Raw genomic sequence first — 12,861 nt, forward strand, 5'->3', positions numbered from 1 at the left:
CATACACGCCGCTCAGGGTAGCGGCAAACCTGCCTGCCGCAGCAGCTGTGCGGTTTCGTACAGCGGCAGGCCCATGATGCCCGAATGGCTGCCGGTGATGTGTTCGATAAACTGCGCGGCCGGGCCCTGGATGCCGTAGCCGCCGGCCTTGTCATAGGGTTCCGAGGTGGCGCAATAGGCGGCGATGGCGGCCGGCGACAGCACGCCGAAGCGCACGTCCGACACTTGCGTGACCTGGCCGGCGAAGTCGGCCGAGTGCACGGCGATCGCGGTCAGCACCTGGTGGGTGCGGCCGGACAGCTGCTGCAGCATGGCGATGGCTTCGTTGGGGGTGGCCGGCTTGCCGAGGATGGCGCCGTCGATGGTGACGGTGGTGTCGGCCGCCAGCACGGCGCGCGGCGCCATGCGGCGCTTGACCACCAGGTCGGCCGCGAACGCGGCTTTTTCACGCGCCACGCGGGACACATAGTCCAGCGGCGCTTCGCCCGGCAACACCTCTTCGGTGACGTCGGGGCCGCGCGGGCCGTCGCTGCGCAGCAGCAGTAATTCGAAATCGATGCCCACCTGGCGCAGCAGTTCGCGCCGGCGCGGGCTTTTTGAAGCGAGGTAGATCTTTTTGTCGACCGGTTTCATATGATTTTGTTTTAAACGCGGTGATACGGGTGATTCTGGGTAATCGACCAGGCACGGTACAGCTGTTCCGCCAGCATTACCCGCACCATACCATGCGGCAGCGTCATGCTGGAAATACGTATCAAGCCTTCGGCCCGGGCCTTGAGCTCGGGATCGAGGCCGTCGGCGCCGCCGATCAGGAAGGCCGTGTCGCGGCCATCCTGCTGCCAGGCTTCGAGCTGCTGCGACAGACCGACCGAAGTCAGGTCCTTGCCGCGCTCGTCGAGTGCAATGATGCGGACGGATTTGGGCAGCGCCGCCTCGATGCGCTCGCGTTCGAGCGCCATCGCGGTGGCGGCGGTCTTGCTGCCCGAACGGTCGACCGGCTTGATTTCCTTCAGCACGATCTTCAGTTCAGGCGGCATGCGCTTCGCGTATTCGGCGAAGCCCGTTTCTATCCAGGCCGGCATTTTATGGCCGACCGCAGCGATAATCAGCTGCATCCCCGATTACTCTTCGACTTTTTTGATACGCTTGATGACGGTCTTGGCCGGCGCTTCGTCGGCCTTAGGCTTGGCGACCTTGCGCTTAGGCGGCAGGGCCTTCAGTGCATCGGCGGCGGCGACGGCGGACTTGGTCTTGCCGACCTTGATGGTTTTACCGGCTGGCACAGCGGCCTTCTTGGCGGCTGGCTTTTTGGCTGCGGTGGCGGCGGCCGGCTTGGCGGCTGCGGCCTTGCGTGCCGGGGCTTTCTTCTCGATGACAGGGGAGGCGTCGACGGCTTTTTTGCCGGCGGCCAGGTGGCTGCTGACTTTCTTCGGTGCGTCGGCTTCTTCGCCTTCCTTGGTCGACTTGCGCTTGGCGGCGCCCAGCTTGACCGGCTTGTCGCCCCAGATTTCTTCCAGACGGTAGTAGGCGCGGATCGGCGCCTGCATGATGTGGACGATCATGTCGCCCAGGTCGACCAGCACCCATTCACCGGTGTCCTCGCCTTCCATGCCGTAGACGTCGCCGCCGGCGGCCTTGACCTTGTCGCGCACCGAGGCGGCCAGCGCCTTGGTCTGGCGGTTGGAGGTGCCGGACGCGATGGCGATCCGGTCGAACAGGCTGGTCAGGTGGGTGGTATCGAACAGGGCGATATCTTGGGCCTTGACGTCTTCGAGGGCGTCAACGACGAGGGATTGCAGTTTTTTGATGTCCATTTAGCTTTTGTATAGATTATGTTGTTCAATATAGTCTAGCACTAGCGGCGGGATAAGCGAGTTTGCGCTATCCCCCCGTTGTAATGCCGCACGTATTTCGGTGGCGGAGATATCCACCGCGAAGTCTTGTGCCAGATAAGTCAGACCGTGCGGCGTGTTGCGGATTTGTTCAGGCGTTCCCAAACGGCGGGAAAACGCCTCGGCCACTGCCGGCGGAAGGCCGGCGGCGGCCAGGTTAAAGCCAGGGCGGGCGGCTACGCAGATATGGGCGTAGTCGAACAGCGCCTGCCATTCATGCCAGGTGTCGAGCCGCTGCAACTGGTCGGCGCCCATCAGGAAAGCGATGGAGGCCGACGGGCCCAGTTCGGCGCGCACCTGGCGCAGCGTGTCTATCGTGTAGGTGGCCAAACCCTGCGCGGCGCGTTCGATTTCCTGCATATCGACCACGACGTCGTAGTCGGCGCCGGCAAACGCCAGCGCCGCCATCTCGGCGCGCTGCTGGGGCGTCGCCTTCAGGTTGGACTTCTGCCAAGGCAGGCCGGCGGGGATCACGCGCAACTGGTCGACCTGCAGCAGGTGCGCAAAATGCGCGCCCAACGCGACATGACCATGGTGCACCGGATCGTAGCTGCCTCCCAGCAGTGCGACGCGGCAAGCCATCGTCACGCGGCGAGCCAGTCGCGGTGCGGCAGGAAGTCGCTGTACAGCGCCGCTTCCGGGCTGCCCGCTTCGGGCTCCCAGCGATAGCGCCATTTGACGATGGGCGGCATCGACATCAGGATCGCCTCGGTGCGGCCGCCCGACTGCAGGCCGAACAGCGTGCCGCGGTCGAACACCAGGTTGAACTCGACGTAGCGTCCACGGCGGTAAGCCTGGAAGTCGCGTTCGCGTTCGCCGTACGGCGTATCCTTGCGGCGTTCCAGGATGGGCTGGTAGGCCTTGAGGAAAGCATCGCCGGCGCTGCGCATCATGGCGAAGCTCTGGTCGAAACCCGCCTCGTTGTAGTCGTCGAAGAAAATGCCGCCGACGCCGCGCGCTTCCTGGCGGTGTTTCAGGTAAAAATATTCGTCGCACCACTTCTTGAAGCGCGGATGCAGCTCGTCGCCGAACGGCGCCAGCGCATCATGGCACACCTGGTGGAAGTGCTGCACGTCCTGCTTGTTGCCGTAGTAGGGCGTCAGGTCCATGCCGCCGCCGAACCACCACGCCGGTTCGCCGTCGGCGGTGGTCGTGGTGAAGAAGCGCACGTTCATGTGCACCGTCGGCGCGTACGGATTGCGCGGATGGATCACCAGCGACACGCCCATCGCTTCCCACGGCTGGCCGCCGAGGTCAGGACGGTGCGCCGACGCCGATGGCGGCAGTTTCGCGCCCATCACATGCGAGAAGTTGACGCCGCCGCGCTCGATGACATTGCCTTCTTCGATCAGGCGCGAAATGCCGCCGCCGCCTTCGGGCCGGTCCCACGCGTCGCGCAGGAAGGGCTTGCCGTCGACGGACTCCAGCGCCTGCACGATGCGGTCTTGCAGATCGAGCAGGTAGGCCTTGACGGCTGCGGGATGCGGAACGGACGCCATCTTATCCTAATGCTTCAGGCCGCGCCAGCCGATATCGCGGCGGCACTGCATGCCGTCGAACGAAATCTGGTCGACCGTCTCGTAAGCCTGCTTCTGCGCCAGCTTGACGCTGTCGCCCAGGCCGACCACGCACAGCACGCGGCCGCCCGTGACCTGCAACTGGCCGCCCACTTCGGCGGTGCCGGCGTGGAAGGTCACGGATTCCGGCGTTTCGGCCGGGATGCCTTCGATCACGGCGCCTTTCAGCGGCGCGTCCGGGTAGCCGGCGGCGGCCAGCACCACGCCAACGGCGGTGCGGCGGTCCCATTCCAGCTCGATCTGGTCCAGCGTGCCGTTGACGGCGTGTTCCATCACCGCCACCAGGTCGGTCTTCAGGCGCGACATGATAGGCTGGGTTTCAGGATCGCCCATGCGGCAGTTGAATTCCAGCGTGCGCGGATTGCCCTGGGCGTCGATCATCAGGCCGGCGTACAGGAAGCCGGTGAAGACGATGCCGTCCTTCGCCATGCCGGCGATGGTAGGGTTGATGATCTCGCGCATCACGCGGGCGTGCATGGCCGGCGTGACGATAGGGGCAGGGGAGTAGGCACCCATGCCGCCGGTGTTCGGGCCTTCGTCGTTGTCCTTCAGGCGCTTGTGGTCCTGGCTGGTGGCCAGCGGCAGGATGTTCTTGCCGTCGCACATGACGATGAAGCTGGCTTCTTCGCCGGCCAGGAATTCTTCGATGACGATGCGGGCCCCGGCGTCGCCGAAGCGGTTATCGGCCAGCATGTCGTCGACTGCCTGGTGCGCTTCTTCCAGCGACATCGCCACCACCACGCCCTTGCCGGCGGCCAGGCCGTCGGCCTTGATGACGATCGGTGCGCCGTTGGCGTCGATGTAGGCGTGCGCTTGCGCGACGTCCGAGAAGGTCTGGTACTTGGCGGTCGGGATGCCGTGGCGCTGCATGAAGGCCTTGGCGAAGTCTTTCGACGACTCCAGCTGTGCCGCTTCCTTGGTTGGGCCGAACACTTTCAGGCCGCGCGCGCGGAACAGGTTGACGATGCCGCCGGCCAGCGGCGTCTCAGGGCCGACCACGGTCAGGCTGATGTGCTCTTGCTCGACGAAGTTCGCCAGTTCATGCAGGTCCGTGATGTTGACGTTGACCAGGCGCGCATCGCGCGCCGTGCCGCCGTTGCCCGGAGCGACATACACCATCTGGATGCGTTCCGATTGCGCCAGTTTCCAAGCCAGCGCATGTTCACGGCCGCCGGAGCCGACTACCAATATTTTCATAATTCCTCAGTCTTCGATCAGCGTGTTGGAATAGACTTCCTGGACATCGTCCAGGGCTTCCAACGCGTCCAGCAGTTTTTGCATCTTGACGGCGTTATCGCCGGTGAACACGGTTTCGGTGGCTGGCTTCATGATGATCTCGGCCACTTCGGCCTTGAAGCCGGCGGCGTCCAGCGCATCCTTGACGGCGGCGAAGTCGTGCGGGCCGCACAGCACTTCGAAGCCGCCTTCCTCATCGGCCACCACGTCTTCGGCGCCCGCTTCCAGCGCCACTTCCATCAGCGCGTCCTCGTTGGTGCCGGGCGCGAACAGGAACTGGCCGCAGTGCTTGAACATGAAGGCGACCGAGCCTTCGTTGCCCATGTTGCCGCCGTTTTTGTTGAAGGCGTTGCGGACCTCGGCCACCGTGCGCACGCGGTTGTCGGTCATGCAGTCGACGATGACGGCCGCGCCGCCCACGCCATAGCCTTCGTAGCGTACTTCCTCGTAGGCCGCGCCGTCCTCGCCGCCGGTGCCGCGGGTGATCGCGCGCTGCACGTTATCCTTCGGCATATTGGCGTCGGCCGCCTTGTCCACGGCCAGGCGCAGGCGCGGGTTGGAGGTCAGGTCGCCGCCGCCCATGCGCGCAGCAACGGTGATCTCCTTGATCAGGCGCGTCCAGATCTTGCCGCGTTTCGCGTCAGTTGCTGCTTTTTTGTGCTTGATGTTGGCCCATTTGCTGTGTCCAGCCATGTTCGATCTTCCTTCGGCGGTAAGTCATTGGTGTGCGGTGAGGGCGGTATTCTATCATAGGGGCCAACTCAAAACCTTTTCCATCACCTCTGGCAGCTCGATTTTCGTCACCCACGCGTCCATTTCCTTGACCAGGATGACGGCGCTGTTTTGTTGATCGATAGGCACCCATTCCGGGTTGTTTTGACGCATCAGGGCGATCACCGGCACGTGCACGGCATTTGCCAGATGCATCACCGCCGTTTCGACGGTGATAATCAGGCTGCACAGGGCGAGCACGGCCGGCAGCTGGAAGAAGCTTTGTTCCGCCGAGAACAGATGGGTGTCTGGCGGCGCGACTTTGTCGTACAGCGCGCGCGCGGCTTGCAGTTCTTCCGGAACAACGTTGACAACAAAGCCAGCCTCGCGCCACTGCGGGTGCTTGCGCATCTCCTCGATCAGCTCGAAGCCGCGCTCCAGCGGCCAGCAGCGTTCCTCGCCCTTGGAGTAGACATTGATGAAGACCACGTTTGTTGGCAGCCCCCAGGCGGCGAACTGCTCGCGCGCATAAGTCGTCCATTGCTCGGGAATGTGGATGGTCGGGTAGCGGTCGGCCTTGGGGATGTCGAGGCCGAAGGCGTGCGTGAACCATTGCGCATAGATGTCGCTGACGTGTGGCACATTGTGTTCCTGCGACTCGTACAGCGGAATGGTGGCGTTGAATTTCAGGATGCTGAGCTTCTTGGACAATTCAAAGAAACGGTATTTCTGTTTTTTCAGGCCGACGATGAAGCCGCGAGGGCTGATCTCCCGCGTCAGCCGCGCATAGCGGTGGCAAGCCATGTGCGTCAGCGACACCACCAGCGGGTAGTCTTCGCGCTGGGCCTTGGCGATGGATTGCGCATGCAGCGCGGGGCTGTAGTTCTGGGCGTAGACCTCGTCGATGTAGGGGCTGGCGGCCAGCCAGTCGTACAGCGAGTAGTTCTTCAGGTGCGGCCAGTCCGCCGGGTTGGCCGAGCGCCGGCGCTCATCGACCCACAGGTGGATTTCCAGGTGAGGGTGGGCGCGCTTCAAAGCCTTGAAACACATCTGCATGTAAGTAAAGTCGCCGATCGCCATATGCGTGACGACCAGGATTTTTTTGGCTTTTGCAAGCAGCGGGGCGGGGATGAGTTGTTTCAATTGGATGCAGTGAAGAAGTAGAAATTAAACTAAGTGAACAGTTTAGCGTAAAGTCCACACTAGAGGCCTTCCTCCATTTTTTGTAGGGACGCTGTCATATCCTCCTGCTACGATTTATCTTTTAACATCACTGGTATTGCGGAGCAGACATGGACAGAAGGCAGTTTCTCAAGTACGGCAGCTTTATCACGGTATCGGTCGCCTCGGGCGCCGGACTGACAGCCTGTGGCGGCAGCAGCTCCGCATCCGCCGATGGCAGCGCCACCGATCTGCCGCTGGCCAGCGGCGCCTGGAAGTTCCCGCAGAGCGTAGCCTCCGGCGATCCGCGCAACGATAGCATCATGCTGTGGACCCGCGCCGTGCCGGCAGCGGCCGACGGCGTGGCCCCGGCGCCGACCGCATCGGACAGCGCGATCCGCCTGGTGATGACCGCCGCCGACAACAGCACGGCCCTGGGCAGCAGCGCGGCCCTCAGCGGCGCCACCGTGGTCGACATCAAGCTGCCTTTGCAGTCGCAATTTGACAACACCGTGCGCCACAAGGTCACGGGCCTGAATCCGAACACCGTCTACTTCTACCAGTTCGTCGCCGGCGACACGCGTTCCAACGTCGGCCGCTGCAAGACCGCGCCGGCCGTCGATGCCGATGTCTCGCAACTGCAATTTGCCTACATGACCTGCCAGGACTGGAGCGTCAACCACTGGGGTGCGATGAGCAGCATCGTCGGCGAGAACCTCGACTTCATCGTCCACCTGGGCGACTACATCTACGAAACCGTGGGCGAAGACTTCCAGCTGGGCGCGGTGGAATCGCGCCACGACGCGCTCACGCTGCCGGATGGCGCCTTCAAGAGCGGCACCTCGGGCGCCAAGTACGCCACCACGCTGGCCGACTACCGCTACCTGTACAAAAAATACCGCACCGATACGCGCCTGCAGGCGTTGCACGAGCGCTTCGCCTTCATCGCCATCTGGGACGACCACGAGTTCTCCGACGACGCCTGGCAGGATGCGCAGACCTACGACGGCACCTTCAGCACCACCGACGGCTCGGACCTGCACCAGACCGGCCGCCGCCGCAACGCCAACCAGGCGTGGTTCGAATACATGCCGGCCGACGTCAATCTCGACAGCGCCACCACCAGCTTCCAGAACATCAAGATCTACCGCGACTTCCAGTTCGGTAAGCTGATGCAGCTGGTGATGACCGACGAACGCCTGTACCGCAACGACCACGTGATTCCGGAATCGGCAGTCAATCCGGCCACCGGCTTGCCGCTGGGCCGCATCGGCGCGCGCTACCTGGTGCCGCAGGACGTGTACAACACGGTGGAAGCGCAGAAGATGGCCGGCGCCACCACCATCGGCCTGGCCTCGCCGCTGGACACCGTGTCGATCCTGGGCTCGACCCAGCGCCAGTGGTGGATGGACAAGATGAAGACCGCCACCGCGACCTGGAAACTGTGGGGCAATGAAGTATCGCTGCTGCGCATGGGCCTGAGCGGTGTCGACGCCATCGCCACGCTGCTGGCGCTGAACGCGGTGCCGACCATCGCCGCATCGATCGGCAGCACCATCACCGCGACCGGCGGTAACATCCCGCTGGCCGGCGCCATCGTCGCCGCGGCGACCGCAGGCGCCACGCCGGCGCTGGCGCAAGCCGGCGCGGTAGCTGCCTTCACCAGCTACTCCAAAGGCGGCGACGCGGCGGCGCAAGGCGCGGCTGCGGTAGCTGCCGGCTTGAGCGCGGCGCAGGCCGGCATCGCTGTGGCCACGCTAAAGGCGATCATCGACGCCAATCGCGGCATCGCCGGCGCCACACCGGCGCAGCTGGCTGCGGCCGGCGCGCAGACCATCGCCTTCGGCTACATCAAACCGGACATCCAGGCCAAGAAGGCTGATTCGGCCTTTGTCGCCGCGTCGGGCAAGAAGGCACAGCTGGCGCCGTTCTTCGCGCGCTTCCTGCTCAACTGCGACCAGTGGGACGGTTACAACAGCGAGCGCAAGGCGCTGATGGCCCACCTGAAGACCAACAGCATCGGCAATGTGGTGGCGATCACCGGCGACATCCACGCCTTCTTCGCCGGCACCGTCAACGACGACTTCGACGCCACCGGCGGCGGCACGCCGGTGATGGTGGACCTGGTCTCGGCCGGCATCAGCTCGGACTCGTTCTTCAGCTACCTGCGCGACGCCGCGTCGGCGCTGGGCGATATCGCCACGCTGGTGTCGTACCCGCTGGCGATCCCGGTCACGGGCCTGGGCACGCTGAGCATCTCGATCAACCTGCTGGACTACACCATGGGCAAGGCCGCGCCGACCGTGGCCAGCCTGCTGGAGCAGGTGCGCGTGCAGGTGCGCGGCGCGCTGGGCGCCAAGGGCTTGCCGGAAGTGCAGCTGGATCCGACCACCAGCGCGGTGCTGGCCGGTTTGCAGGCCAACAGCGATTTCAACACCTCGCTGCTGGCGCTGGCGCAGCAGTTGTCCGGCCTGGGCAACAACCCGTGGATCAAGCATCTGAACACCGATGCGCAAGGCTTCACGCTGGTGACGCTGACCCCGGGCAAGCTGGTGGCGCAGTTCAAGCAGGTCAACAAGCTGGTAGGCGGCAACGCCCCGACCAGCGTAGTAGCCCGCGTCACCACCGCCACCGTGACGGCTGGCGCGGCGGCTGTGGCCATCAGCTAGTCCCTCGTCATTCCCGCGAAAGCGGGAATCTATACGTCGCGTCCAGTCAAGCGTTCTATGGATTCCCGCCTGCGCGGGAATGACGTTTTGAGCGCCGCCAGCGGCGCTGTCCGTTTGCCCGTACAATTCCGGTATGGACAAAAGCTTCACGGACAGCGCGCCGGCGCGTGCCGCCTATTTGGGCGGCTTGGGTATCGCCATCGGCGGGGCGGTTCTGTTCTCGACCAAGGCGGTGGTGGCCAAGCTGCTGTACCGCTATCAGATCGACGCCGTCACCCTGATCGCCTTCCGCATGATCTTCTCGCTGCCGGTGTTCGCCGCCGTCGCGCTGTGGAAGATGCGCACCGAAGCGCCACTGTCCAATGCCGACCGCTGGCGCATCGTCGGCCTCGGACTGGTCGGCTACTACCTCTCCAGCTTCCTCGATTTCCTCGGCCTGCAATACATCTCGGTCGGCCTCGAACGGCTGATCCTGTTCCTGACGCCCACCTTCGTGCTGCTGATCTCCTCCACGCTGCTCAAGCACCACATCAGTCGCAAACAGTGGCTGGCGCTGCTGACCTCCTACTGCGGCATCGTCTTCGTCTTCCTGCATGACCTCAACAGCGGCAGCCGCAACGTGATGCTGGGCGCCGCGCTGGTCACAGGTTCTGCCGCCGCCTACGCCGTCTACCTGCTGCTGTCGGGCGAGATGGTCAAGCGGCTCGGCGCGCTGCGGCTGGTGTCGTATGCGATGTGCGTCTCCAGCGCGGCCTGCATCGGCCAGTTCTTCCTGCTGCGGCCCGCGTCCGGCCTGGTCCAGCCGCTGCCGGTGTACGGCCTGTCGCTGGTCAACGGCATCCTGTGCACGGTGATGCCGGTGTTTATGACCATGGCCGCCGTCGAACGCATCGGCCCAGGCACCGCCTCGCAGGCTGGTATGATCGGCCCCGTTTCCACACTGTTTTTGGGGGCGCTGCTGCTGGGCGAACCTGTCACCTCCTGGCAGTTGGGAGGCACCGTGCTGGTGCTGGCCGGGATATATCTGCTGTCAAAAAAATAGGATCAGAACATGAAAACCCGCATTGCCCTGATTGCCCACGACAAGAAAAAAGACGACATGATCGCGCTGGCCGGCGAATACAAGGCCTTCCTCTCGACCTGCACGCTGACCGCCACCGGCACCACCGGCGGCCGCCTGGCCAATGAACTGGGCCTGACGGTGGACCGCAAGCATTCGGGCCCGTTCGGCGGCGACTTGCAGATCGGCTCCATGCTGGTCGAAGGCGAGATCGATTGCGTGATCTTCCTGCGCGACCCGATGACGCCGCAGCCGCACGAACCGGACATCAACGCGCTGGTGCGCGCCTGCGACGTGCACAACACGCCGTGCGCCACCAACGTCTCGTCGGCGCACCTGGTGCTGTCGCAGCTGCAGCAGCGCGCCGCAGCGGCCTGACCGGCGCTACACTCTTCGCATACAGCACACCGCACACTGGAGGCAGACATGACCAAGGCAATCCGCATCAACCGCGTCGGCGGCCCGGAAGTAATGGAACTGGTGGACGTGGAACTGGGCCCGCCCGGTCCCGGCGAAGCGCAGGTGCGCCATGAGGCGATAGGCCTGAACTTCATCGACGTCTACTTCCGCACCGGCCTGTATCCTCAGCCGCTGCCGGGTGGCCTGGGCATGGAAGGCGCGGGCGTGGTCGAGGCGGTGGGCGAGGGCGTGACCGAGGTGCAGGTGGGCGACCGCGTGGCCTACGCGGGCCGCCCTATCGGCGCCTATGCCGAGGCGCGCAATATGCCGGCCTCGCAGTTGCTGGTGCTGCCGGAGAAAATCGGCTTCGACACGGCGGCCGCGATGATGCTGCAAGGCCTGACGGTGCAATACCTGTTTCACCGCACGGTGCCGCTGAAGGCCGGCGACACCATCCTGTTCCACGCGGCGGCCGGCGGCGTAGGGCTGATCGCCTGCCAGTGGGCCAAGGTGATGGGCGTGACGCTGATCGGCACCGTGGGCTCCGAAGAGAAGGCGGCGCTGGCCACCGAGAATGGCGCGCACCACGTCATCAACTACAACAAGGAAAACTTCACCGAGCGGGTGAAGGAGATCACCGGCGGCAAAGGCGTATCGGCGGTGTACGACTCGATCGGCAAGGATACCTTCATCGGTTCGCTCGATTGCCTGCAGCCGCTGGGCACGATGGTCAGCTTCGGCAACGCCTCCGGGCCGGTGCCGCCGTTCAGCCTGGGCGAACTGGCCAGCCGTGGTTCGCTGTTCATCACGCGGCCTTCGCTGATGTCCTACATGGCCAAGCGCGAAGACCTGGAGGCGGCGGCGAAATCGCTGTTCGGCGTGGTCGCCAGCGGCGAAGTCAAGATCGACATCCGCCAGCGCTATGCCCTGGCCGACGTGGCCCAGGCCCACACCGAGCTGGAAGCGCGCAAGACCACCGGTTCCTCTATCCTGCTGCCCTGAACGCGCGCCGGTAGCCGGAGGGACTGACGCCGGCCAGCCGGCGGAAGTGGTGGCGGAACGATTCCTCCGAACAGAAGCCGGCCCGCTCGCAGATGTGCGCGAGCGTGGCGCGTGGCGTCTCCAGCATCTGCTTGGCCAGCGACACCCGCTCGCGCAGCAGCCATTCATACGGCGACAGGCCGGTGGTTTCGTGGAACTGCCGTTGCAGCGTGCGCGGGCTCATGGCCGCCTCGCGCGCCAGCGTGGCCAGCGTGTGCGGCTGGTTCAGATTGTCCTTGAGTTCTTCGATCAGCTTGTCCAGGCGGCCGCGTTCATCGCCGTGGCGATGGCTGTGCACTGGCCGCCGTCCGCGCTGCGCCTGTGCGCCGTCGCGATGCGGCTGCACGATCAAGCGCTGCGCCACGCGCGCAGCGACGCCGTGACCGTAATCCATCGCCACCAGGTAGAGCATCAAGTCCAGGCCCGCTGCTGAACCGGCCGATGTCAGGATCTGCCCTTCGTCCACGTACAGCGCATTCGGTTCGATCTCGATGGCGGGAAAGCGGCGTTTGAGTTTTTCCGCCAGGCGCCAGTGGGTGGTGGCGCGGCGGCCGTCCAGCAAACCGGCCCAGGCCAGCACGAACGCGCCTGAGCAGATCGAGCACAGACGCGCACCGCGTGCATGGGCGGCGCGCAGCTTGTCTAGCAGCGCGGCAGGCGGCGCTTCGTCTGGATCGCGCCAGCCGGGAATGATGATGGTGTCTGCCTGGTCCAGCATGTCCAATGTGTGTGGTGCGGCGAACTGCATGCCGCCGCTGGAGCGCAGCATGCCGCGCTCCGCCGAGCAGACTTCGAAGCGATACCAGTCCACGTCCAGCTCGGGACGCGGCAGCGCGAAGATCTCCGTCACGCAGCCGAATTCGAACGTGCCCAGCCTGTCGTATGCCAGCGCCACCACCAGCTGATTTTTTTTCAGGTCATCATCCATAGTCCATTCAATTCGCGTAGCCCTGTGAGTGATGCTAAGCGAGCCGGCGCGTGATGACAAAGTATTTAAATCGTATAGCTTATGCGGTTTTTGGTGGCGTGATCTTGCCGTTAAACGGCCATTTACCCAATGGCTGCAAGGCTTTCTTTCACCGATAATTTTTTCCAGGCCGTTTCATCACACCAGG

At 64.3% G+C, this 12,861-nt stretch carries 13 protein-coding genes; 4 read left to right on the plus strand and 9 right to left on the minus strand.

Translation table 11 applies throughout. The annotated features are described in order from the left end of the window. Window positions 1–12 precede the first annotated feature (12 nt). From GEV02_RS17385 to GEV02_RS17420, 8 genes are read right to left on the minus strand one after another with little or no spacing between them, the layout of a single operon-like run. Window positions 13–633, minus strand: coding sequence for a Maf family protein (locus GEV02_RS17385; RefSeq protein ID WP_070269104.1), 621 nt, complete (start codon window positions 631–633; stop codon window positions 13–15). A gap of 11 nt (window positions 634–644) precedes the next feature. Then, complete coding sequence (rlmH, locus tag GEV02_RS17390; protein WP_008451768.1) at window positions 645–1,115, minus strand: 23S rRNA (pseudouridine(1915)-N(3))-methyltransferase RlmH; 471 nt, start codon at window positions 1,113–1,115, stop codon at window positions 645–647. A 6-nt stretch (window positions 1,116–1,121) separates the two neighbouring features. After that, on the minus strand, window positions 1,122–1,814 hold the full coding sequence (gene rsfS / locus GEV02_RS17395; protein WP_152839170.1) for a ribosome silencing factor: 693 nt from the start codon (window positions 1,812–1,814) through the stop codon (window positions 1,122–1,124). Further along, on the minus strand, window positions 1,815–2,474 hold the full coding sequence (locus GEV02_RS17400; RefSeq protein WP_152839245.1) for a nicotinate-nucleotide adenylyltransferase: 660 nt from the start codon (window positions 2,472–2,474) through the stop codon (window positions 1,815–1,817). A gap of 2 nt (window positions 2,475–2,476) precedes the next feature. Next, window positions 2,477–3,391: an oxygen-dependent coproporphyrinogen oxidase gene (hemF, locus tag GEV02_RS17405; RefSeq protein ID WP_152839171.1), complete on the minus strand. Its 915-nt coding sequence runs from the start codon at window positions 3,389–3,391 to the stop codon at window positions 2,477–2,479. Between the two features lie 6 nt (window positions 3,392–3,397). Next, window positions 3,398–4,666 (minus strand): phosphoribosylamine--glycine ligase, encoded by a 1,269-nt coding sequence (gene purD, locus GEV02_RS17410; protein ID WP_152839172.1) that lies wholly within the window; start codon window positions 4,664–4,666, stop codon window positions 3,398–3,400. Window positions 4,667–4,672: 6 nt separating this feature from the next. Further along, entirely contained in the window at window positions 4,673–5,398 is a 726-nt protein-coding gene (locus GEV02_RS17415) for a YebC/PmpR family DNA-binding transcriptional regulator (RefSeq protein ID WP_008451763.1), read from the minus strand. A 54-nt stretch (window positions 5,399–5,452) separates the two neighbouring features. Next, window positions 5,453–6,559, minus strand: coding sequence for a glycosyltransferase family 9 protein (locus GEV02_RS17420; protein WP_235922812.1), 1,107 nt, complete (start codon window positions 6,557–6,559; stop codon window positions 5,453–5,455). Window positions 6,560–6,708: 149 nt separating this feature from the next. On the opposite strand from GEV02_RS17420, the gene GEV02_RS17425 reads away from it, so the two are divergent. The 4 genes from GEV02_RS17425 to GEV02_RS17440 all read left to right on the plus strand — a co-directional run bounded on the left by GEV02_RS17425 (window position 6,709) and on the right by GEV02_RS17440 (window position 11,707). Continuing rightward, complete coding sequence (locus tag GEV02_RS17425; RefSeq protein WP_152839173.1) at window positions 6,709–9,246, plus strand: alkaline phosphatase D family protein; 2,538 nt, start codon at window positions 6,709–6,711, stop codon at window positions 9,244–9,246. A gap of 133 nt (window positions 9,247–9,379) precedes the next feature. Next, entirely contained in the window at window positions 9,380–10,288 is a 909-nt protein-coding gene (locus GEV02_RS17430) for a DMT family transporter (RefSeq protein WP_152839174.1), read from the plus strand. A gap of 9 nt (window positions 10,289–10,297) precedes the next feature. After that, complete coding sequence (locus GEV02_RS17435; RefSeq protein WP_008451757.1) at window positions 10,298–10,684, plus strand: methylglyoxal synthase; 387 nt, start codon at window positions 10,298–10,300, stop codon at window positions 10,682–10,684. A 48-nt stretch (window positions 10,685–10,732) separates the two neighbouring features. Next, the gene (locus tag GEV02_RS17440; protein ID WP_070360935.1) at window positions 10,733–11,707 is read left to right on the plus strand and encodes a quinone oxidoreductase family protein; all 975 of its coding nucleotides are present in this window, start codon (window positions 10,733–10,735) and stop codon (window positions 11,705–11,707) included. Here the strand turns inward: GEV02_RS17440 and ftrA are convergent. Beyond that, complete coding sequence (ftrA, locus tag GEV02_RS17445) at window positions 11,691–12,674, minus strand: transcriptional regulator FtrA (protein WP_152839175.1); 984 nt, start codon at window positions 12,672–12,674, stop codon at window positions 11,691–11,693. The genes GEV02_RS17440 and ftrA overlap by 17 nt on opposite strands. Window positions 12,675–12,861 lie beyond the last annotated feature (187 nt).

It is taken from the genome of Rugamonas aquatica, from assembly GCF_009380215.1.
GTDB classification, from domain to species: Bacteria; Pseudomonadota; Gammaproteobacteria; order Burkholderiales; family Burkholderiaceae_D; genus Rugamonas; species Rugamonas aquatica_B.

Coding starts and splice junctions, on each gene's coding strand:
- GEV02_RS17440 (WP_070360935.1), top strand. CDS start 10,733: ATGACCAAGGCAATCCGCATCAACCGCGTCGGCGGCCCGGAAGTAATG.
- ftrA (WP_152839175.1), bottom strand. CDS start 12,674: ATGGATGATGACCTGAAAAAAAATCAGCTGGTGGTGGCGCTGGCATAC.
- GEV02_RS17385 (WP_070269104.1), bottom strand. CDS start 633: ATGAAACCGGTCGACAAAAAGATCTACCTCGCTTCAAAAAGCCCGCGC.
- rsfS (WP_152839170.1), bottom strand. CDS start 1,814: ATGGACATCAAAAAACTGCAATCCCTCGTCGTTGACGCCCTCGAAGAC.
- GEV02_RS17435 (WP_008451757.1), top strand. CDS start 10,298: ATGAAAACCCGCATTGCCCTGATTGCCCACGACAAGAAAAAAGACGAC.
- purD (WP_152839172.1), bottom strand. CDS start 4,666: ATGAAAATATTGGTAGTCGGCTCCGGCGGCCGTGAACATGCGCTGGCT.
- rlmH (WP_008451768.1), bottom strand. CDS start 1,115: ATGCAGCTGATTATCGCTGCGGTCGGCCATAAAATGCCGGCCTGGATA.
- GEV02_RS17400 (WP_152839245.1), bottom strand. CDS start 2,474: ATGGCTTGCCGCGTCGCACTGCTGGGAGGCAGCTACGATCCGGTGCAC.
- hemF (WP_152839171.1), bottom strand. CDS start 3,391: ATGGCGTCCGTTCCGCATCCCGCAGCCGTCAAGGCCTACCTGCTCGAT.
- GEV02_RS17430 (WP_152839174.1), top strand. CDS start 9,380: ATGGACAAAAGCTTCACGGACAGCGCGCCGGCGCGTGCCGCCTATTTG.
- GEV02_RS17415 (WP_008451763.1), bottom strand. CDS start 5,398: ATGGCTGGACACAGCAAATGGGCCAACATCAAGCACAAAAAAGCAGCA.
- GEV02_RS17425 (WP_152839173.1), top strand. CDS start 6,709: ATGGACAGAAGGCAGTTTCTCAAGTACGGCAGCTTTATCACGGTATCG.